Source organism: Bacteroidia bacterium (genome assembly GCA_027493955.1).
Lineage (GTDB): Bacteria > Bacteroidota > Ignavibacteria > SZUA-365 > SZUA-365 > JAOSJT01.
Genome location: JAOSJT010000001.1, coordinates 3,840,996 through 3,864,314, shown reverse-complemented (window position 1 = coordinate 3,864,314; position 23,319 = coordinate 3,840,996). Strand labels below are relative to the sequence as shown.

General features: G+C 54.7%; 15 protein-coding genes. 8 read left to right on the top strand and 7 right to left on the bottom strand.

What is annotated here, in order from left to right; translation table 11 throughout:
* Positions 1–36: 36 nt before the first annotated feature.
* The 4 genes from fsa to M5R41_14765 form a co-directional block, all read right to left on the bottom strand.
* Positions 37–690, bottom strand: coding sequence for a fructose-6-phosphate aldolase (gene fsa, locus M5R41_14780; protein MCZ7557660.1), 654 nt, complete (start codon positions 688–690; stop codon positions 37–39).
* Positions 691–808: 118 nt separating this feature from the next.
* The gene (locus M5R41_14775) at positions 809–1,231 is read right to left on the bottom strand and encodes a 6-pyruvoyl tetrahydropterin synthase family protein (GenBank protein MCZ7557659.1); all 423 of its coding nucleotides are present in this window, start codon (positions 1,229–1,231) and stop codon (positions 809–811) included.
* Between the two features lie 94 nt (positions 1,232–1,325).
* Entirely contained in the window at positions 1,326–2,435 is a 1,110-nt protein-coding gene (locus tag M5R41_14770; protein ID MCZ7557658.1) for an LptF/LptG family permease, read from the bottom strand.
* Positions 2,432–3,883 (bottom strand): LptF/LptG family permease, encoded by a 1,452-nt coding sequence (locus M5R41_14765; protein MCZ7557657.1) that lies wholly within the window; start codon positions 3,881–3,883, stop codon positions 2,432–2,434. Before M5R41_14765 ends, M5R41_14770 begins: the two co-directional genes overlap by 4 nt.
* A 328-nt stretch (positions 3,884–4,211) precedes the next feature.
* On the opposite strand from M5R41_14765, the gene sprA reads away from it, so the two are divergent.
* The 8 genes from sprA (at position 4,212) to M5R41_14725 (ending at position 18,432) form a co-directional block, all read left to right on the top strand.
* Positions 4,212–11,681 (top strand): cell surface protein SprA, encoded by a 7,470-nt coding sequence (gene sprA / locus M5R41_14760; GenBank protein MCZ7557656.1) that lies wholly within the window; start codon positions 4,212–4,214, stop codon positions 11,679–11,681.
* Between the two features lie 60 nt (positions 11,682–11,741).
* Positions 11,742–12,080 carry a YbaB/EbfC family nucleoid-associated protein gene (locus tag M5R41_14755; GenBank protein ID MCZ7557655.1) on the top strand — a complete coding sequence of 113 codons (339 nt, stop codon included), beginning with the start codon at positions 11,742–11,744 and terminating at the stop codon, positions 12,078–12,080.
* 4 nt (positions 12,081–12,084) lie between these two features.
* Positions 12,085–12,681, top strand: a complete 597-nt coding sequence (recR, locus tag M5R41_14750; protein ID MCZ7557654.1) for a recombination mediator RecR — start codon at positions 12,085–12,087, stop codon at positions 12,679–12,681.
* Between the two features lie 8 nt (positions 12,682–12,689).
* On the top strand, positions 12,690–13,424 hold the full coding sequence (locus tag M5R41_14745; protein MCZ7557653.1) for a methyltransferase domain-containing protein: 735 nt from the start codon (positions 12,690–12,692) through the stop codon (positions 13,422–13,424).
* Entirely contained in the window at positions 13,421–14,026 is a 606-nt protein-coding gene (locus M5R41_14740) for a hypothetical protein (GenBank protein MCZ7557652.1), read from the top strand. The genes M5R41_14745 and M5R41_14740 overlap by 4 nt, the downstream gene beginning before the upstream one ends.
* On the top strand, positions 14,002–14,520 hold the full coding sequence (locus M5R41_14735; protein MCZ7557651.1) for a hypothetical protein: 519 nt from the start codon (positions 14,002–14,004) through the stop codon (positions 14,518–14,520). Before M5R41_14740 ends, M5R41_14735 begins: the two co-directional genes overlap by 25 nt.
* A gap of 576 nt (positions 14,521–15,096) precedes the next feature.
* Positions 15,097–15,483: a YkvA family protein gene (locus M5R41_14730; protein ID MCZ7557650.1), complete on the top strand. Its 387-nt coding sequence runs from the start codon at positions 15,097–15,099 to the stop codon at positions 15,481–15,483.
* Between the two features lie 282 nt (positions 15,484–15,765).
* Positions 15,766–18,432 (top strand): RecQ family ATP-dependent DNA helicase, encoded by a 2,667-nt coding sequence (locus tag M5R41_14725; GenBank protein ID MCZ7557649.1) that lies wholly within the window; start codon positions 15,766–15,768, stop codon positions 18,430–18,432.
* A gap of 34 nt (positions 18,433–18,466) precedes the next feature.
* Here the strand turns inward: M5R41_14725 and M5R41_14720 are convergent, their stop codons facing one another.
* The 3 genes from M5R41_14720 to M5R41_14710 are packed head-to-tail and all read right to left on the bottom strand — an operon-like array spanning position 18,467 to position 23,198.
* On the bottom strand, positions 18,467–20,281 hold the full coding sequence (locus M5R41_14720; protein ID MCZ7557648.1) for a hypothetical protein: 1,815 nt from the start codon (positions 20,279–20,281) through the stop codon (positions 18,467–18,469).
* Positions 20,281–22,311: a S9 family peptidase gene (locus tag M5R41_14715; protein ID MCZ7557647.1), complete on the bottom strand. Its 2,031-nt coding sequence runs from the start codon at positions 22,309–22,311 to the stop codon at positions 20,281–20,283. The genes M5R41_14720 and M5R41_14715 overlap by 1 nt, the downstream gene beginning before the upstream one ends.
* A gap of 23 nt (positions 22,312–22,334) precedes the next feature.
* Positions 22,335–23,198, bottom strand: a complete 864-nt coding sequence (locus tag M5R41_14710) for a polyphosphate kinase 2 family protein (protein ID MCZ7557646.1) — start codon at positions 23,196–23,198, stop codon at positions 22,335–22,337.
* Between the last annotated feature and the right edge of the window lie 121 nt (positions 23,199–23,319).

Genomic DNA, 23,319 nt, shown 5'->3' with positions numbered 1-23,319 from the left:
CAGAAATAAATATGAAAAAAAGGTTGAGATCGTCTGTCAAACGAGCTTTGTCTCGTGTTTCTTCCAGTCATCGAGAAAACGCTGCAAACCGCTGTCCGTCAACGGATGGAAAAACATTTGCTCAATGATTTTGAATGGAATCGTCGCGACATGCGCACCCATCAGCGCCGCATCCACTACATGCAAGGGATGTCGGATGCTGGCCGCGAGTACTTGCGTCGGGAAATCGTAGTTTTGGTAGATTGTGACGATTTGCTGTATCAATTCCATGCCGTCGATGCTGATATCATCGAGACGACCGATAAATGGCGAGATGTAGGTGGCGCCGGCCTTGGCGGCAAGCAAGGCCTGCGTGGGGGAAAAGCAAAGGGTGACGTTCGTCTTGATGCCTTCGTCCGTCAGCTGCCGGACGGCCTTGAGCCCTTCACGAATAAGTGGGACCTTGACGACGATGTTGTGATGAATGGCGGCAAGCTCGCGAGCTTCTCTTAAAATTCCTTCGTTGTCCACGGACACGACTTCGGCACTGACCGGACCGTCCACGATGGCAAGAATTTCATCGAGCAATTGGCGGAAATTACGACCCTCCTTCGCAACCAACGACGGATTCGTGGTCACTCCATCCAGAATGCCGAGACTGGCTGCTTCACGGATTTCTTCAATATTTGCGCTGTCAATGAAGAATTTCATTCCGGACCTCGGGTATTACTTTAAATGAAGACGCCAAAACGACACAGGAAAATAAGAAAACGGGGATGAATATGCAATGTTTTTTCAACAATCGCAGTAAAATATTGTATTTCAACGATTAAGCGGTTCTTGAACGCTCAACTTCGGCATAGGAAATCTCCGTTTCTCGTAGACGAAGTTTCAATGCTGTCACTTCCGCTTTAGACTCGAACACTTTCCAGAGCTCGTCGAGGAGATACAACGAGAGGTTTTCCGCTGTCGAAGTGAAGGGGACGATTTTGTACTTGAGGCCGCTGCCGCTCAGAAAATTCAGCATAAGTGTGTCCTTGTCGTCACACAGAAACGCGTGATCGAGCTCGTCGATCAACGGCATGATAAGACGCTTCATCTCCCCATAATCCATCAACATGCCGTTGGCATCGAGACGGCCGGTGAGCTCCACCGTGAGGCGATAGGAATGTCCATGAATGTTGGCGCAGCCGCTCTGGTGAAACGGCAGGCGGTGCCCCATCTCCCAGTGAAAATCACGTGCTATTCTCATTTTCTCTTTCCAGCGTAAAACGAGGCAATCGAGCTGAAGTCGAAAATCGACCACAGCCTATTAAGGTAACGATGAAGGTTGATGAAATTCAAGGCTATTTTTGCACCCTGAAAAGAATGGTACCGCCGGCGGCGAGGAACAACAGATTCGGCAGCCAGGCAGCCAGCAGAGGGTGGATATTCCCATTATAACCAAAAATCTGGCTGAGTTTCTGGCTCACCATGTACACGAATAAAAGGAAGATGCTGATACCGAACTGCACGGCCAGACCGCTGCGGCGCTTGACGGAAGCGAAAGGCACCCCGAAGAAGACTACGATGAGTGAAGCGAAAGGAAAGGCGATCTTCCCGTGATAATCCACCCGCAAACGCGCGATGTCGCTCCCTGCCAGACGCTGCCGCTCGATATAGTCACGGAACTCTTCCAGGCCCAGTTCCTCGGGCTTCTGTTGCATCCGGATAATGACCTCCGGTGTGAGAGCCAATGGTCCTAAACGCAGGCTGTCGAAGGACTCTATGGTTTCCCTTTCCTGGATGGGCCGGGTGGTATCCGTACCAAAGCTTCGCTGCAGGCCGACGAACGCCACCCATTCCCGCGTATCCTCACGCCACTCCATTCGCTCCGCATCGAGCCGCTGCACCATACGCGTCGGATCGCGTTCATCAAAGGTCTGCAAACGCACCCTTCGCGCGACTGCGCTGGCCTCGTCGTAATACTCCACGGATACAATGCGCTGACCACGATCCTGGAAAAACATGTTGTACCGACCACCACTGCTCAGGTGTTTTTTCAGATGCTCGCGCTCGAGATTCAACCGGGCGGCATTGATGTGCGGGACCAGCCAACCGTCGAACGCAAGCATGATACCGCTCACGATCACTCCTACAGCGAGTAACGGCAGCATGAAACGGTACAAACTTCTGCCGGCGCATTTGATGATGGTAAGCTCGTTGTTGTTACTCAATCTTCCCACCACAAACAGCGCCGACAGCAGCATCGCCACAGGCACCATGAGACTGAAAATGCGCGGGAGGAAGTACGCATAGTACAGGATAATGTTTTCCAGCGCAACGTTCTGATCGATGAAATCGTCGAGATTCTCGATCATATCCACCAGAATAAAAATCACACTGAATGCGAGCAGTCCGAACAATACGGTCTTCACGAACTGCACGGCGACGTAACGGTCAAGGCGTCCCATCATCCCATCCTCCTTCCCGCAACCTCTGAAGACGCTTCACCCCGAAATCCTTTCGGTACAAAACGGGAAAGGAACGACCAGTCGATGAAGGTGGATTCTTTTGCAGTACGAATGGTCAAAAGCACTCCCATCACGCCAAGAATGAAATTCGCCAGCCACATTCCCCAGAAGGGACTGAAAGCACCGCGATCCGCAAGCTTTTCTCCTCCAATAAGGCAGGCCCAGTAGAAAAGGAAGAAACCGAGACTGAGCCCCGCTCCCATCCCGAATCCGCCGCGCCTCGCCATGGTGCCCAACGGGATTCCGATGAACAGAAAAACCAGACAGGCGACCGGAATGGAATATTTTTTATAGATCTCTACGAGATAGCGATCAATTTGCCGCTCATCGAACTCGATGCCACTTGCGTCGGCCATCGCCTCCGCTTGCAACTGCCGCACATCGTTCAGTGCACGAAATGCCACCGCAACAGTATCGAAACCTTCCCGCTTCGCGGTTGACGTGCTGTCACCCATACCCAGGTCACGAAAGCGCATCGGGGCAGCGGCATAGAAGCGGGGCGCACCTCGCAGATACGCACGGATGTGCCCCTGCATTCTCTCGGCGAAACGTTCACGTTTCTCTTCCTGCACCGCCGCGACGCTGTCGACAATGCTTTGCATCATCGCGGAGCTCATCGTGCGGTCGTCGCGTCGCATGGTCGAAGCATCGGTCCGTTGAAAGCCGAATCCGCTGGCGGGCATCGATACCCGGTGTCGTGTGAAGCGCAACATGCGGTAGCGCTTCATCGTGGCGGCATCAACCTCATGGATTTCACCCGATTCAAGGTCCATCATGATGTTGTTGTAGTCGGCGGAGAAACTGACCTTGCCCCGCTCTGCGGTGAGTACCACGCTGCGGTCGGGATCGGAAAGATCGTAAATGGTCACTCCCTCAAGATCATTGCTCTTCTCGAAAGTGGTACGAACCAGAATGCGGTAATTGGGAAGTTCCTGTTCGGTGGTGAACACCCCTGCCTGGATGGAGAGCGTCGGCTTGATACGAACGATGTCCGTCATCAGCGTTTGCAGACGAATGTTCGCCTCCGGCAGTACCGAATTGTTGAACCAGATCAGCACCGCGGTCACCATCGCTCCGGCGAGGAGCACAGGCGTCATCATGCGGTACAGACTCATGCCGCATGCGCGCATGATAGTTGTCTCGTTGTCGGCGGAGAGTTTGCCGAACGCCATCAGTGAGGCGACCAATGTGGACATCGGCACGGAAAGGACAAGAATCCACGCGAGGTTGAGCGCGATCAGTTCCAGAATGACCCAGGTACTCAAACCCTTTCCCACAAGATCGCCTGCCCGCTTCATTAGAAACTGCAAAAGAAACAGGAAAATGATGATCGCGTTCGAGAATATGAACGGACCAACATGCGAGCGAAGGATGTGCCGGGAAAGGATCATGAACTGCAGTCGGAAATGAACCCATGAAATTTTCCATTGCGGGAGAGGCTGCGGAGATGTAACATGCATTCTGTGCCTCACCGCACGTTGTCTTGGCGCTGATCTCAATATACCGAATTTCACGGACTCCACTTGTTGCACCTTCGCAGACATCTTGCGTATTTTTGTTTTTCACTATTGTTAAAGCAATTCTGCTCATTGTCGATACCACGCTATCTCTATTCTTTTTCCACAACCCAAGGGTTTCTATCGAGGCGAGCGCTACGGTACATTTGACTGATCTCCACTCGCACACGGCAAGAGACATTTGACTGCCAACACGAATCGTATGAGACCAACATCCCGTCTGACGGGCATGGGGCGAGGTATGTCCTCGCCTGTCCGCTATTATGGCGTTCTGCTGACATCATCGGCGCTGTCGCTGCTGTTGTTTCTCGGCGCCAGCACCGCGCCTTCGTTTTCCAGGCACCGCGTGACTATCGAAGCGGCACAGGCTTGGAACGAAATGCTTGCCGCGCAAACACTGCTCCAAAAACCGCTTGCACCCGCAGCAGCGTATGAGAATCCAAGCGCCGGACAGCAGCAACAGGTTACGGCTCAGATGTCTGACAGCGGACCGGTGTTCGACCTCTCCGCGTTGCTGGTCGCCTCAGAGGACGACGCTGCGACGGAAGAGCAAGCGATCATTGCTGATCCGTTCGCTGCGGACCTCGAGCTCGCGGCATTCGCTGCATCTCTTGCTCCGCGGCCGGACGACAGTCTCAATATCCCGCCTTCGGATAGTACGACACGTGCGAAATTCCTTCCCGAACGTCGCCAGCCTTCGCCCGTTGCCACGCCGTTTCCCGGGCGCGAATCTCCGATATACCTGAGTTCCAACGCCGTCCAGCGCATCGTGACCATCGACTCCACGAAGAACGAAGTACTGATTCGCGAGGTGGTTAATGGTCGCGACGTCCGTATCCCCTACCGCATGACGCTCGATGAATATATCAGAGCGCGGTATAACTATGAGCGTGAACGCCGTACGAATGCCGAGGTTACCCGCTTTGATACGGAAAGCGGAGATCCGCTCGAGAATTTGCTGAAAAATATCACTGAAATTGACATCCCTATTGCGCCCAATCCGTTGATGAGCATCTTCGGTGACCGCAGCCGTATCAGTGTGCGCATCAACGGTGCTATCGACATCAATGCAGGTTTCCGCATCGAGTCGTCGGATCAGCAGTCCGTTTTCCTGCGCCCGACGCAGTTCTCGCCCAATTTCAAGCAGCAGGTGCAAATCAATGTGAATGGCATGGTGGGCGACAAGCTGAGTATTCGGGCAGACTGGAGTACGGAGCGTACCTTTGATTACGAGAATCAGCTCAAAATCAAATACACCGGCTACGAAGATGAGATCGTGCAGTCCGTAGAAGCCGGTAACGTTTCGCTGCAGACGCCTTCCACGCTGATTCAGGGCAGTGGTGCGCTGTTCGGCATCAAAGCCGAGTTTAAAATCGGTCCCCTGCGCCTCTCCACCATCGCATCGCAGAAAAAAGGTGAATCCTCGAGACTCGCCATTTCGGGAGGCGCACAGGAGCAGAAATTCGAGCGACGCGCCTACGAGTACTCCGACAACTACTACTTCGTTGATCTCGCGTATCGCGAGAACGATTCCCAGGGCAGAAACCAGTACGAATCCTATTATAACTACCGCTTCTCGCACCGCGATCAGAACGCCACCGCTCCGGTGATACTCAATCCGCAGCTCATTATCAAAGAGCTCGAGGTATGGGTTTCACGCCCCGCCACCTCGGGCGTGATTACCGATCCGCAGGAGCGGGAAGCCATCGCCTTCATTGACAACCCGGAAGGCTACAACCCGTCGGCCGCGGACTTCCCCTCTTCCTACGCGCAATATCTCGATCCGAACATCCGCGTGGATCCGAAATCGGGAGAAATCGAGGCCGGCAAATTCAAACGCCTGCAGAGAGATATCGATTACAGCATCAACACTGCAACCGGTATTCTGGCGCTCAATCAGAGCTTGCAGGACGACCAGGTCATCGCTGTGGCCTATCGCATCGAAGGCCCTTCGGATCTCCGTCCCGACGATGATATCGTCTTCGGTACCTTCGCCGGTGATCCGCGACTGAAGGTGTACAAGGACGCGAACGGTCAGGACGTCTTTTCACGCATGGTGCTGAAGCTCGTCAAACCGCGTAACCTTACACCTTCCTTCGAGAAAGCCTGGAAGCAAAAGGTAAAGAGTGTGTATTCGCTCAACACGCGCAACATGCGCGCCGAGGACCTCGCCAACTTCAAACTCATCTATCGCAGCGGAGGACAACCAGACCAGGAGGTTCTCCCCGACATCAGCGCACAGTTGATACGTCTTTTCGGTCTGGACAATACGGACGACAATGGCGGTTACCCGGACGGAAAAATCGATTTTCTCCCGGGCCTCACCGTCAATCCCGTACGCGGTGAAATCATCTTCCCGACACTCGAACCGTGGGGAGACGGGCTTCTGAACAATTTCACCCAGCTCTTACCAAATCAACCCGTCGCGACTATTCAGCCGTATCTCTTCAAGGAATTGTACACGCAGACCAAGTCGCAGGCCAGACAGAGCGGTCTTGACAAAATCCTCATTGTCGGAACAACGCGCGGATCGAGTTCAGCGATGTATCAGCTTGGATTCAATGTTGTGCCGGGTTCGGTTCGCGTCACGTTGAACGGTTCACCCCTCACCCCCGGTGTGGACTACACGGTGAACGAGCAGATCGGCTCCGTCCAAATCCTCAAGGAAGAAGCACTCGCGCCGGGAGCAAAACTGGAAATCGACTTTGAGAAGCAGGATCTCTTCACCTTCGCCTCCAAGACATTGGTGGGTGCCCGCGGCGAAGTGGATCTGAACAAGGACAGCTATTTCGGATTCACCTTACTGAGCCTGAATCAAAAAACCCTGAGCGACAAGGTGCGCATCGGCGAAGAGCCGATCAGCAACACGATGTTCGGCATTGACGCCAAGACCATCATTGATCTTCCCGTGCTCACTGATGCGTTGAATACGCTTCCGTTCATTTCCACCAAGGAGAAATCATCACTGTCATTGCAGGGTGAAGCGGCCGTGGTTCTGCCCGGCGGTGAGACGAAGTCCAGCACCATCCCATCGGATAACGGAGAGGGGATTGCGTATCTGGATGATTTCGAAGGTTCACGTATCTTCATCCCGCTGCAGACCGCGTACTCGGTCTGGCGACTCGGATCGGTGCCGAATATCCTCCCGACGAATAATGCTCCCAATGACAGCACCATGAACACCAACAGGGCGAAACTCGATTGGTACAACCTGCCCATCACCTCGCTCTCACCTAAAACAGTGCGCGTCGACGACATCTGGCCCGAGAAAAGCGTGGCCCGAGAAGACCAGCGTGTGACCGTCCTTGATCTGGATTATTACCCCGCGCGTCGTGGCTCCTTCAATTATACTCCCGACCTCGGTGTACAGCGGAGGAATTGGGCCGGTATCATCCGCCTGCTGCCGTCCAATGCCTCCAACCTGGTGGATGGCAACTTCAACTACATCGAGATGTGGATGAAGGTGGACAATCACAGCGGCGGTAAAATGATCATCGACATGGGCAAAGTTTCGGAGGATGTCATCCCGAATGCGAAGCTGGACTCCGAAGACGATGTGCTCCCGGGATCCATCCGCAACGGCATTCTCAACTCGGGCGAGGACGTCGGCCTCGACATGCTGACCGACGAGCAGGAACGCAGCGTTTACGCCGCACAGATCGCTGCGGGACTGATTCCGGGTGACGATCCAAGTGGTGACAATTTTTCTTACGATCCCAACGACTGGACGCGCTTCAACGGCACGCAGGGCAACGGTGATCAGGAGAATGGCGATCCCGCCGGGCAATTCCCGGACACCGAAGATTTGAACAACAACAGTATCCTCGATCTGGCCAATGACTACTTCCGCTATATCATCGACCTGGATACGAGCAAGTTCAATCTGAACGCGATAGACCGCAATCCGTACGTTGTGGGTGGTGGCACCAATGGCTGGTACCAGTTCCGTATTCCGCTGAACAATCCTGACGATCGCGTCGGCACCCCGGCGCTGGACAATGTGGAGTATCTCCGCGTTACTCTTACCGACATCGAAAGCCCGAATGATCAGCCGATCAACGTTCGCATCGCAGAGTTCAATCTTGTCGGTAATCAGTGGTACGAGCGCCTGCGCAACGATCCCAAATTCGCCGTGTCGGTGGTCAATGTCGAGGACAATCCGGAATATGACGTCCCTCCCGGCGTCATCCGTCCCCGCGATCGCACCCGACCGGATCAACAGATTTTCGGCAATGAACAGTCTCTGAATCTCCGTTTCGACAATCTCGAGCCCGATACGCTGCGCGAGGCCTACCGTCTCTTCCCGGGCACCGGTATCGACCTGTTCAACTACCGCCGCCTGAAAATGTACGTCCACGGTGATCCACAGCTGGAGGGCACGACGTACGAGCTGGTGATGCGCTTTGGTATCGACACGGCAAATTACTACGAATACCGCGCACCAATCTCTGCACGCTGGGCATCCGAGAACGAGGTAGATATTGATTTTTCCGAGCTGACGGCCATCAAGGCGGTCATTGACGAAAACTCCGGGTATGACGATTTCCCCACACGCACCAATCCCAATGCGCGTTTCTGGGTGTACGGGAATCCCGACATCGTCCGCGTGCAATTCATTTCCGTCGGTGTCCGTAATAAAGACGCCCGTGACATCAGCGGCAATGTCTGGATCAACGAGCTCCGCGTCATCCAGCCCAACACCAAAATCGGCTACGCCTACAATGCCTCCATGAACCTCCGTTTGGCGGACATTGCCGATATCAGCGGGAGCGTCTCCCATACCGATCCGTATTTCCACGGCATATCCGAGCGTTTCAGTGCAAGCCGCGCATGGACGACGGCGTGGAGCATGAACACGACACTGAACATCGATCGCGTCTTTCCGCAGGACTGGAAAGGGACGCAGGTGCGCGTGACGTACTCGCATGCGGAAAACCTCAGCAAACCCTTGTTGCTCGCGGACAACCCTGACGTCGAGGTGGAAGCGTCGGTGTCGGCGCTGGCCGACAAGCTTCGCAACGAGGGGAAATCCCAGCGCGAAATTGACACCGAGGTTCGCAATGCCCGCATCGCAACACAGACCTTGGAAATCCGCGACAGTTGGGCTATCCCCACTGTGCGCTTGAAAGCCCCGGGTGAGAGTTGGCTGATTCAGGATGTGGTCAACCGCCTCGAGATGAGTTATAACTATTCCATAACGCGTTTTCGCAGCCCCGTCTACCGTTCTCGCCGAAATTGGCAATGGCAGGCGCGTGTGGGTTATGGGTACGATTTCAATCGCGACTCCTACGTCCAGCCGTTCAAAAAAATCTTTGACGGCGTATTTCTGCTCGACGCATATCGCGACGCGAAGTGGTACTATCTGCCGTCCCGCGTGAGTACCGATGCCACGCTCGAGCGTTCGCGCATCGAAGAGGTAGAACGCTTCCCTGTCCGTTTCCGGCCATACACGCGTACGTTTACACACGGCCGATCCGCGAATCTGGGTTTCACCCTTTCGGAAGCGAGTCTGCTCAACCTCAGCGGCAGTATCGGTTCCAATATTCGCACCTCGCTGCTCGGGCTCGAAACGGAGCAGGTATTCGATGAAAATGGCGATGCCGTTCTCGATGAATTCGGTATCCCTGTCGTCACGCAACGGCAAAGCTCGGCGATTTTCGGTGACATCTTTTTCAAAAACGGTGGAATTAACCTCGGTCCACCCACAAATTATCAGCAGCAATTCTCGCTCCAGAGTCGACCCGCAATACCGCGCATTCTCAATCTCGACCGCTTCATCGACCTGAGCGCGGGCTACACAGTGTCTTACAACTGGCAGCAGAATATTCAGCAAGCCGACCAGGGTCGGACAGCGAGCTACAACGCGAGCATCAATTCGACGCTCAATGTCAAGCTTCGCCAGATGTTTGAACCGCTCTTCGGCAAGAGCGGCACAACCGCTCCCGTCCCCGACAGGAAACCAATGCCCGGAAGACGTACGGTTCAACCCGAATCGCCACCCGAGGACACCGGCGACGACTCCGAGCGTATCGAGAATCTCCCGCTCCGTGAGTTGCTGCAACGTCTTGAAGAGCGTGATCCGGCGCGCTTCGCGCGCGAGATTGAGAAGCTCCGTCCCGTCGTCGAGCAGGAAAGCCAAATGCGCGACATGAAGGCAAATGCCAAAGGTGACGAAGACATTGAACGGCTTGTCAAACTCAATGAAGAAATTCAGCTTGTTCGTAAGCGTGCAATCGGGCTGTTGCGCAACGAGGTGGAACCGGAAGGCGAAGAAGGTGCAGAGTCCGCAGGAGGGTGGAATCCAGCCTCGGCTGTTTTTGGCACACTAGGCGACATTTTGTACTACGGTATCAAGGTTCCCTTCCTCGATTTCGATAATCTCGGCTTCACGTTTGCGCAGAACAACAGCAGCACCGTTGGCGGCGTACGCGGCCAAACCGGTTTCAGCACGTTCTGGACAAGCAACCCCTTCGGCAATCCGCCCAATGCCGACGTCGGTCCTTCGCAACTCTATCAGCTCGGCCTCATAAGTGATCCGAATCCTTCCTCCGGACGGCTTGCTTTCCGCAGCAGTTTTCCTTTCATCGGCATCGAAGATTACCGACGGGGCTTGCGGGCGCCAAATCCGACCGGAACCTTTGCAGATAATTACGCGCAATCCAATACCTTCTCCATCAAGACAAATCGTCCGCTCTGGGAAGGCGCCCGCTTGGATCTTACCTGGGATTTGCGCTGGTCGATCAACAAGAATTATCAGATACGAACCACGGATCTGGGCGAACAGATCATCACGAGCGTCACGACGAGCGGGAAACTCGAGCGCTCCTTCCTGGCCTTTCCGGATTTCATGTTCTTCAGCTATTTCAACACCAACATGAATGCCGTCAACGAACGATTCCAGGAACTGCTCAACGACGCATCGGACGGACGCACCGAATCCGAAAAGCTGGGTCAAGCGTTTGAGGACGGCTTCGAGGCTATTCCCTGGCTCAACGCGATTCTTGCGAATTTCCTCCCTCGTGTCAACTGGGGTATTCGCTGGGACGGCGTCGAAAAATGGAGCCTTCTCGCAGGTCTCGCAGACCGCATTTCGTTGGAACATCGGTACTCCTCCTCGTACGGTGACAGCTGGCGGCTGAGTCAGGACGACGGTTCGCGCATCACCGAAACCAAACAGGTCGGGTACAATTTCCAACCGCTTATCGGCATTCAGCTCGGCTTCAACCAGATTTGGGGTGGCGATTTGAGCGTGCAGACCCGCTGGAGCAAGAAGGGGACTTTCGGCCTCAATACATCGGCCAGTAACATCACCGAAGACAACATGGACGAAATCACCATGACCTCCGAGTTCAAAAAGACTGGTTTCGACATGCCCATGTTCGGATTGACCTTGAAGAACGATATCAACTTCAGTCTCGCTTTCAGTCTGGCGAAAAACGCTGCTCGCATATACAGCATCAACGATCTCGGGAGTGGCGGACAGCCCCGCGAAGGTACGACGCGCATCACCATTGAACCGCGCGTGCGGTATTCCATCAGTCAGCGCGTTCAGGCGTCACTGTTCTACCGCTATCAACGCACCAAACCGGATGCCGAGGCCGGTTCACGCATTCCGGGCACAACCATTCACGAAGGCGGCCTTGAAATGCGCATCACCATCGCCGGATCCTGAGTTGAAAAACTCGATGCATCCGGATTCACTCAGGTATATGTAACGACAGGACGATTTCTCATGAGTCTCAATATGCAAGACATGCTCGCGAAAGTGCAGGAGCTACAAACACGCATGCGCGATGTGCAGGACAAGCTGCGCAGCCTTGAAACCACCGTGGAGGTCGGCGCCGGCATGGTGCGCGTCACTATCAACGGCAAGCAGGAGGTACGGAAAATCGCGATAGACAAGAGTGTTGTTTCACAGGACGACGTGGAGCTGCTCGAGGATCTCATCCTCTCCGCCGTGAACAAAGCGATCGCTGAGTCGCAAAAACTCGCGCAGGACGAGATGGGGAAAGCGACTTCCGGGATGCTTCCGAACATTCCCGGCCTCAACCTTGGTAATTTGGGGCTTTGAAGGCATGCTGAGTACGTCGCCGTCACTCGATGCCCTGATCAGCGAGTTCTCCCGATTGCCCGGCATCGGCAGAAAGACCGCCCAGCGGCTTGCGCTGCATGTGCTGAAATTGTCGCGGGAAGATGTCGAGCGAATGGCGCGGTCGCTTATCGAGGTGAAGGACCGTATTCGCACGTGCTCGGTTTGCTGCAATATCACCGAAAATGATCCTTGTAGTATTTGCTCAAGCACGCGCCGCGACCGCACGTGCATCTGTGTCGTGGAGGAGTCGAACGATGTGTTTGCCATCGAACGCAGTAATGAATTCCGGGGTATGTATCATGTGCTCGGGGGTAGCCTTTCCCCGCTTGAGGGTATAGGGCCGGAGGATCTTCGTATTCGCGAACTCCTCGACCGTGCGCGTCAGGATGTTACGGAAGTCATTCTCGCAATGAATCCCAACGTCGAGGGAGAAGCGACGACACTCTATCTCTCCCGTTTGCTTAAACCGCTCGGTGTCACTGTCACGCGCATTGCTCGTGGTATACCGATGGGCAGCGATCTTGAATTTACAGACGCCGCTACCATATCTCGCGCCTTCGAGGGTCGCATTTCGTTATGAGATGATGTATGGCCTGGTTCAAACATTGGTTCGCCGATGAACTGTACATGCATCTCTACGCACACAGAGATGCGGCAGAGGCTCGCCAGGCCATTGACCTGTTTCAGAACATCACATCGCTCCATTCAGGGGTTGGTCCTCTTCTCGACCTTGCCTGCGGGACGGGACGTCATGCATTCGAACTTGCACGTCGGGGATATCACGTTATCGCGGCAGACCTTTCTCCAACTCTGATCGCAGACGCACAGCGCAAGACCCGCCGTTTTTCATCCACCTTGCAACTTGTACGCGCGGACATGCGCCACATCCCCTTGTCGGCATCGGTTGCCGCAGTCCTTCAACTTTTCACCGCCTTCGGCTATTTCCCGACGGATGAGGAAAATTTTTCCGTGTTACGGCAGGTTCGTGGCTGCTTGCGGAGCGGCGGCTGGTATATGCTTGATTTTCTTAACGCGACCGGATTGTCTCATACTCTCGAACCGTACACTCGTACCGAAATTGATGGGGCAACAATAGAGCAGGAAAGAAAAATCGAGAACGGACGCGTCGAGAAACATATTGTGGTCCAGAGCGGCGGGAGGAAGAGAGAATTCAGGGAGTCCGTACGCCTGTTTACACTTGAGGATTTTCGGTGTATGTTGCCGCAGTATGGATTTTCACTCGAAAGCGTCTTCGGCGACTACCGTGGCGATCCGTACGGACCCTCTTCCCCACGCTGTATCATGTTCGCCCGCGTCCCATGACTTCCAGCATCGCAACAGATCGCCGCACAATATGGTTCATAGCTCTGCTCATGTGCGGAGTCACTGGTTGCGGATTATTCGAAACGCGTGATCCCGAACCTCCGGCGTCGGGCAGTTCTACCTTCGTTCCGCCCACCTCCCCCGATCTCGTCCTCAGCAACCTCGAGTACTCTGTCAGCGAGAAAAATACCGAGAATTACATCCGTTGTCTTGCCGATACGGTCAATTCTGGTGTTCGTTTCCTCTTCCTTCCCACAGCTGCGGCAGCAGGAAGATACGCTTCCACGTTTTCAGGCTGGACTGTGCAGTCTGAACGCTCCTATTTCGCCGCGCTCGTTGCTTTCACCGGCAGTGCTGCGACTTCGCGCCTCACATTCAGCGGAGCGTTTGTGGTCCTGGCTTCCGACTCGGCTGTCTACGAAGGCAGCTACGATTTGCTTTTCCGGCATGGCGTCCCGGGTGTCACGGAAAATGTGAAAGGCAACGTACAATTCGTTCTCAGGACAGACCGCAGCTCCATCTGGAGTATTACACGCTGGACCGACATTCCGCACACCGATCAGACGAGCTGGAGCGAATGGAAAGGTCGTTTCGCAAACTGATTCTCGCGATTTTCCTCGGGGTGGCGTTTCTCTGCGCTTGCAATCCTTTTGCACCGGCACTTGATGAGACCCAGCCTGAAGGCGACGCACTGATTTCTGATCAGACCACGATCGAAGGCGTCTTCCAGAATTTTCGCTACGCGTATACCTTCAAAGACACCACTATTTACGGCGGATTGCTGGCATCCGACTTTGTTTTCACCTACAGGGACTATGAGCGACTTGTCGACGAAAGTTGGGGACGTGACGAAGAAATGCGTATCACTGCTCAGCTGTTCAGGAATGCTCATAATCTGAACCTGATCTGGAACAATATCGCCGGATTTTCAGGGGATTCGCTCGTCAGCAGTGTCACGAGAAGCTTTAACCTGACAGTCACCTTCAACGCCAACGACATCGTTCGCGTAGATGGGAAGGTACGCCTCGATTTACGACGGGAGAGCACCACGTATCCCTGGCGCATCGTTTTGTGGAAGGACGAATCAAATTATTGAAACCATTTTCGTGAATAAATTTCACGAGATGTCACGCATTTTCACTATTTCTCCGCTACAAACCACCAAAAAACAACCGAAATCAGCATTTACGCTTTTGGTCCGGTTTTTGCTGTATATCTTGTGCTTTCGACGTTCGAAAGTTTTTTGACGGAGTTTGACATGATTGGACAGCAAATGATCACCGAAGCAAGAATGAATCGCGGAAATCGCGAGCGATTGGCGGTGATACCAATGCCTAATATTCACAGGCACGACAACAGCCATGTGCATACTTTCTTCTTAAGTATTCTCCGACCCCTTTCAGATTTCATCGACCGTCTCCGTATGAATCATTGACGCTCATCCATCTCCTATACAAGAGAACACTCCTTCACGGGGTGTTTTCTTTTTTAACGGTACTGGAGAAATTGCCTGCGTTGTGCATTTCACGGCAGGAATCACGAATGGTATCGGGCACTCCATCAACCCACTGTGCGCCATCAATTGTATCCACGGAATTTGCCCTTGTATGCTGAAAATGTCAGACCTATTTTAGTCTGTTGTTAGCTCACGCAGTATCATTCTGAGGGTGCCATGGACAAGGAGCTGGATGATTTTTTCGACGGGTATGACCTGAGCGGGGAGCAGGACGAACAGACGTATCGGAGACAATCACACACGGTTGTGGAGCGCTTTGAGGGAAAGCTTGAGAAGGTCGGCCATAAGCTCCGATTCGCACAGGATTTGCTGGCTCTTTTCCGCTATTTCCTCGACGAGCGCGTCGCCTGGCAGAAGAAGACCATTGTTGTCGGAGCACTCCTGTATTTCATCTCACCGCTGGATACTGTTCCTGATGTCGCTCCATTGATCGGTTACCTCGATGACCTTGGTGTCATTCTTGCGGTGACGAAGTTCATGTCCAAGGAGCTTGAGCCGTACTATCCATCCTATGCGACCGAAGAGCTTCCGGTCGAGGGGTGACGCGTATCCGTCTTCGTTTGTAGTACTTCTTGCGCTCTCCCTGCTCACTGCCCATGAACACCGGTGTGAATTCGCAGGTGGTGTCAGAGGCTGCATGAAGCTTTGTCCACGTTTTTGACCGACACCAATTACCGTTTGTACGGAGGGAGCAACCGTATTGCCATACGTGTACGTCCTTGATACCACATCGAACAATGAACCATCGTATCGGAGGCCAGACCCGACAGAAAAAACCGCTTTGTACACTTATGCAGACACATCACATACTTAGGGAGTTTTGTCATGACTGAACAGGTTGCCTTTGAGGATGCCGTAGAGGCCTTACACCGCCACTTCGGCTATCCGGGTTTTCGAACGGGACAGGATCACATCGTCCGCACCATCCTTTCCGGGAGAGATACCATCGCCATCATGCCGACCGGGGGTGGGAAGTCCATCTGCTACCAGATACCCGCTATTCTACGTGATGGACTGACCATCGTCGTATCGCCGCTCATCTCGCTCATGCAGGATCAGGTTTCCGCACTCGACCGGGTGCGCATACCATCGACGTTCATTAACTCGGTCATTGATCACCGGGAGCTTATCGCACGTCTCGAGAAAGCGCGCGGCGGTTGGTACAAGCTGATGTACGTCGCTCCCGAGCGCTTCGAAAGCCCTGCGTTTCTTCAACGCATCAAGGGGGTGAAGATCGGTATGCTTGCGGTGGATGAAGCACATTGCATCAGTGAATGGGGACACGATTTCAGGCCGAGCTACAAGAAACTGAGATCTGCCATCGAGGAACTCGGACGACCACAAGTGGTGGCGCTCACGGCCACGGCCACACCTGATGTACGTCTCGACATCCAGACGCAACTTGGGCTCGAAGATCCGGAAATTATTGTTCGCGGCTTCGACCGTCCCAATCTCACATTCCGTGTCATGAAGGGTGTCAATAAGCGAGATGAAATATTCCGGCTCTGCTCCGGGGGCGATGTCGGGATTGTCTATGCCGGGACACGAAACACGGTTGAAGAACTCGCCCTCGTACTTCGGCAGCATGGTATACCCGCCGAGCCATACCATGCAGGGTTGGATTCCGCGCAGCGCGCGCAAGTCCAGGAACGCTTCATGTGCGGAGCGACCCGTATCATTGTGGCAACCACCGCCTTTGGCATGGGGATCGACAAGGCCGATGTGCGTTTCGTAGTGCATCATGATATGCCAGGCACACTCGAGCAGTATTATCAGGAAGCCGGACGAGCGGGACGCGACGGCAAGGAGAGCAGCTGTGTGCTGCTGTTCCATCCCAAGGATCGCGGCTTGCCGGAGTTTTTTATCCGGAACACTTTCCCTGACAAGGCCGTCATCCAACGTGTGTATTCCGAGCTCCACCGTCTGGCTGGCACGCCTCTCGGTCAAACGTATCACGGGCTTCTCGCTATGACGGCTTCGGCACTCGCTGATTCGATCGGCAGTGTCAGCGAATCCGCAGTGCGCGGCGCGCTGGACGTACTCGAGCGGGATGGACACGTACGGCGTATCACCGAGAGCTGGGTCGGATCCACTGTTCGCTTTCTGCTTGATCACGACACGATGCGTCAGTGGCTTATCGAATCCGCCTCCGCCATGCAGCAGCCTGTTGCGGTGTCACTCCTGCGTCGTGCGGGTGCTGAGGCATTCTATGAACCCACGCCTCTGTTTCTGGACGAGCTGACTGATGCTGCGGAGTCGCCGGTCGAAGAGATTCTCCCGATACTTCAGGAACTCCATGCGGAGCGCATTATCGATTTCGTACCCGGGCGCAAAGGTTCCGGCATCGCCCTGCTCGGTCCGCGCATCTCCGCTCCCGACCTTCCGGTGGACTACAGCGCCATCGAACGACGCATGCAGCATCAACTCGAGAAGCTGCGAGCAGTGGAGATGTACATCAGTTCGTCGGCGTGCAGACGAAACATGATTCTCCAATACTTTCAGGAAAGCGATATTTCCGGTGTATGCGGGAAGTGCGATGTCTGCACCTCCACGGTGATCACTCTCGAGGATGGAACTTCGCGTCTTGCGGTAGAGGAAGGAGGCCGGCATATACTACATTGTGCAGCTGAAACAGGAGGGCGCTTCGGCCGCCTGACACTTGCAGATATCCTGAGGGGAGCGAAAACCCGTCGTATTACAGAGTACCGTTTGTTTCGGGCCGGCAGCTACGGGAAGCTTCGTCATTTCGACAAGGTTGTGATACTTGAAGCTCTCGATGCCTTGATCGGGCAGGGCTGGCTGGCGAGGACGGAGGGTGTGCGACCTTCCGTGTATCTTACCGAAGCTGGTCGCGGTGTGCTCGGCTACTCCGTTCCTCTCATGGACATTCCCACGGCGGAGGAAGCGTCGGGAGCGGACATCGCCAATCTCGCTCTGTACGAAGCATTACGATCTACACGGCGCCGCGTGGCCGCCCGGCTCAACCTTCCATCGCATGTTCTGATTCCTGAGCGTGTACTGCGCGCAATGGCGAACCATCCTCCCTCATCCCGCGAGGAATGCCTCGCCATCGACGGCATGGGGCCCATCACCTTCCAGAAATGCGGACGCGAATTGCTGACGACAATCCGCGATCACCTTCATGAGAACGCCGTGAACGCCGCGATGAAGAACGATGCCAACGCGATCAAGGATATTTCTCCATCGCTCCGCGCTATCTGGGAATGTGCCGTGCGTGGACTTTCCATTGACACCATCGCTATTGAGCGTGGCATTACCGCCGGAGTTGTTTCCAATCAACTCGCCGATCTCATCAGGCAAGGCGTCGCACTTCCGATAGATACGCTTGTCCCCGCGGCGCATCAAAAAGAGATTCAGGGTGCCGTGATGAATCTTCGCGACAGGAATCTCAAACGCATCAAAGCCGTGGTGGATTCCTCCATCAGCTATGCGGAAATTCGCGTCATGCTCGCGTTCATGGATCGCGGGTAGTGCCGAGTACGGGAGAGACGGACGGCATGGATTTTCAATAATCCGCCACCGCGTCATCAGGCACCGGCAATCCTTCAAGCCGCATGATCACAAGCGCGTTGGTGGTCGGGCAGGGACCTGAGCGAAGCGTGTAATCAAAGGTCATTCGTCCGTCCGTAATCGCTTCGCGAAAATGCATATTCCGTACCCCCGGCACGACATCGGCAATGTTCGTGAGAGCAATATCATGCGTCGAAATCACCCCAGACGCCTGGAGGCGGATCAGCTCACGAATAAATGCTTCTCCGCCCTCGTGACGTTCGCGCGTGTTCGTACCCCGAAACATCTCGTCGATAAGAAAAATAGTCGGTTGTCCGTTGTCCTCACGAAGCAGATCGAGGAGACGACGGAGTCGTTTCACTTCCGCATAAAAGTACGAGACACCATCTCTGAGCGAGTCACTGATATGGATGCAGGTGAACAGCCGCAGCGATTTCAGTGTGAGACTGTGCGCATCGACCGGCGCCCCGGCCAGTGCCAGGACGGCAGATACCCCTATTGTCCGCAGCAGTGTGCTCTTTCCGGACATGTTCGATCCCGTGATGAGGAGGATGTCTCTGTTCCCAGCAAGCGAAACATCGTTCCGAGTCCGCGTCGAATGCGGAAGCAAAGGATGGCCCAGTGATTTTGCGACAAACGCAGCACCGGTATCCTGTCCCTGCTGGAGATGCGGAAATGTGGTATCGGGGAACAGCCAACCGTAGTTCGCGAGGGACTGAAGCGCCTCGAGACGATGCATGGCGGTGAGCCAGACAGGGGCCACCGTTGCAAGCTCTGCGCGCTTCTTTTCGAGCCGCTGAGCGAAGAAAAAGTCCCAAGGCAACAGGAGATTCAACAGTACCATCATAACGGGATTCATACTGAGCCCCGCCGCGATCACATCCACACGCACGCGACGGATGTGGCGGGATGGGCGCATGAATGCGTCGCGAAACGGTCGGAGAAGTTCCGCTTGCGCTTCGCTGCTGCCTGTGTTCGCCCGCTCCAGAAAGTGAAAAACCGTAACCAGCTTACTGAGTTCATCATCGAACCGAACCGCAGCATCGATAAACGTATCACGAATTCCCACATTTCGGAAGTACAGTACGGCGTACAGAAAAAGGGAGATCAGAAACCATGGCGGGAGCAAACCATAACCCCATGCGAGAAACAGCGCGACATTAACCACTGCTAGCGCAGCGGAAACGGAGAGTATCCTGCCTAGCGCCGCCGGGACGCGCGAATGCGTCAACCACCGGAGGAAGGCCTCGCCATCCAGGCGCTCACGCGACACCAGCGAAAACGTGAGCAGCAAGCGTTCCCGAAACCGGATGCCCGGTATCAGTGCGCGAACCAAGCGCTGCCTCTCGTGAATTTCGTCTATGCTTGCCTCCTCTGTGCTCAGCCACGATGCAAGCAAGCGACTCCCTTGCCGGGAGACGCTTATATCGAGAAAGCGATGCAATCCGTTGGATCCGAACAGATCCAAATCCCCTGCAAACGGGTGATTGGACGGCAATTCTATCGGGAGGGCAGGTGGAAGCTGATCCCATGCCAGATTTCGCCGTGCCTGCTGCTGTCTGCGTACCAGAAGCAGAGCATCCGTTCGTGCTATCGCTCTGTCTATCCTTCTGTGGAAAACAGCGACAAGGGTGAATGAAACAAGCGCAACGGCGGCTAATGCGACGCGAATGTCATCCGTGGCTGGAATTACGGCGGCGATAGCAAACAGCACGACGAACAACACACGTAAGCGAAAGCACACCGTGCTTCGGCGGCGTAGATTGACCTTCCACGCCTCGAAGCGCGTACTCTCAGTCGGCCCTGACATCACCGGCCGCCGGCTCCGATCCAGCGATCGAGCCAGGATGTGAACTCTCCATACCAGTGAATGGAATTCAACGGAGAGAGAATCCAGTGATTCTCATCCGGATACAGAACGATACGCGCGGGAACGCCCTTGGCCTTCAGCATGCCGTACACCTCGAGCGCCTGACCGTAAGGGACCCGGTAGTCCTTTTCACCATGCATGACAAGCGTCGGCGTCACATACCCTTGAGCGTGTTGCGACGGGCTCCAGCGAAGTATGTTTTCCATTCCGTCCCAGGGCAATCCACCGTAACTGATATTGCGCTGCTGCGTGATGTCGGATCCGAATTGCGCCATCAGGTTGTACACGCCCGCATGATTGACGAGACAGGCGAAGCGGGATGTCTGCGATCCGATCCACGAGGTCAGGTAACCGCCGTAGCTGCCTCCTCCGGCCGCCATGCGAGTGGAATCGATGTACGGCCGTTTCAGCATTTCGTCAACGGCGAGCATGACATCGATAAACGGTAGCCGAGGGTGCTCTCCGTTGATGCGCTCGGCGAAGTACTCACCGAAGCCCGTGGAACCATGAAAATTGGGTGTTATCACGACGTAGCCGGCGTTGGCGAACACCTGCGTGTTCCAACGGGGATGGAAATCATCGCCAAAGGTGCCATGCGGACCACCATGAAGCAGAACCAACAACGGCCAGGATTTTTTCTCACTGAAATTCGGCGGATACACTGCAAACATCTGCACACTGTCGCCTTCGGCTCCGCGGTACCAGATATCCTCCGTTCGACCCATACTCACGGATGCGAGCAATGCGGCGTTCAATGTGTCGAGCTTCCGGAACCCGCTTCCGTCAGGGCGCATACTGCACAGCCCATTGGGCGCCGACAGGTTCTCATGCAGGAACACGAGGGCATCTCCGGCAACACGCAATCCACTGTTGCTCCCGCGATGCAGAAGCGTACTCACCGCCCCGCCGCTCATCGGGACGGAAAAAACGCTGGTCTTGGCGAGATGATCAGCGGTAAAATACACGGTATTGTCGGTTGCGTCCGTCACCCAACCGGATGGACTCCGATCGAATTCTCTGCACAGCTCCAACTCCTCGCCTGTTTTCGTATCCCTCCTCATGAGGCGAACGCGCTCCGCATTGCGATCGGTACGGAGATTTTTTCCGTACAAAATATATTTTCCGGTGCTGCTGTAGCGGGGGGACATGTCGTCGCCGGGATTCTCCGCCGTCAGATTTGTCATTCGTCCGCTTCCGTCAACGGCGATAGTGTAGACGTCGGTAAACAACTGGTCATACGGCGCACCTTTGCTGAGTGCGGTCGCGACGATCTCCTTCCCGTCCGGGCTGATATCGTAGTCGATTCCACCGGAATAATTGAAATAGCGATCCATCTGCGGGGTGAGATTCGTCACCGTACCCGTTTCGATGTCCAGGACAAAGAGATGGTCGAGGTAGCCATCCGTGAGATAGCGGTCCCAATAGCGGAACAGACGATTCTCGGAAGTTTTGGCGGACACCTTATTTTCCTTCCTCTTTTTCAGATGTGCGCGCAGGGAATCAAAATCCGTGACACCGGGAAGCATCGCCGAGGTAAATGCCAGGCGCTTTCCATCAGGAAACCACTTCGGGGAGGATGCCCCCATTGGCATTTCGGTGAGTCTGCGCGCTTCACCGCCGTCGACCGAGATGATGTACAGCTGTGCACGTTCGTCGTCATCCCGTTTGGCGGTGAACACAAGGTTCTTCCCGTCGGGACTCCACGCCGGACTCCCCTCGTTCCCCTTACCCGTCGTGAATTTGCGCGCACTACCGTCTCCAATCGTATACAGCCAGATGTCACCATTCGCAGTGTTCGCTTTGAGGTCGTAGGTCGTCACCACGATCGCGGCGGTTTTACCGTCGGGGGAGATGTCGAAGGCTCCGAAACGATCAAGTGTCCAAAGATCCTGCGCGGTGAAAAACCGTTGGGCGCTTACGGGTGCTGTGAGAAACGCGATGAGTACGAAAAAGATGTATCGTCTGTGCATGGTTGTGTCCGTATTAGGTGGGGTTACTCGGCTTCGAGAAGCATGCGCGCTTCATGCAGTTCAGCAAGATGCTCCTCGGTCGGCTTGGGATAATGGAGATCCAGCTCCTCCAGAGTGCTTGCGATGATTTTCGCCACTGCGAGTCTCGCGAACCACTTATGGTCGGCCGGGATGACATACCAGGGCGCATGATGGGTACTGGTATGGTTGAATGCGTCTTCAAATGCGACCATGTAATCGTTCCAGAAGGCGCGCTCGGTTACGTCATTTTTTGAAAACTTCCAATTTTTCTCGGGTGTCTCGATACGTTCCAGAAAGCGTTTACGCTGTTCGTCCCTGGACACGTTCAGGAAAAACTTCAGTATGACGATTCCATTGTCAACGAGGTAGTGCTCAAAATTGTTAATCTCGCGAAAGCGCTGCTTCCAGAGATCCTTTCCCATCGCCTTCCCGGGATGTTTCTGTCGTTCCAGGATTTCCGGATGAACACGTGTGACGAGTACCTCCTCGTAGTACGAGCGGTTAAAAATACCGATTCGCCCTCGCTCCGGCAGTCTTTTCATGCAGCGCCAGAGATAGTCATGATCCAATTCCTCGGCACTCGGCGCCTTGAAGCTGAACACCTGGCAGCCTTGAGGATTGACCCCCGACATTACGTGTTTGATTGTTCCGTCCTTCCCCGCAGCGTCCATCGCCTGAAAAATCAGGAGCACGGCGTATGTGTCCTGCGCATAGAGAACGTCCTGGAGTTCCGCCAAACGCCGGATGTCTCGACCAAGCTCCTCCTTTGCCTCGCGTTTGTCTCTGAAATTTCCGGTGAAAGCAGTGTCGTAATCGGCAAGCCTGATGTGCTTGTCATGCGGAATTTTAAAATCTCCGAGCTTCATCACAGCCTCCAAGGTGCCTTGTTACACATGTGTCAACAGTGGGAAAGATACGGAAATCAGCTATACGAACTGTAACCGGACGGACCAACCGGATACCGTGTTCGTTGAGCTCTTTGCCTCC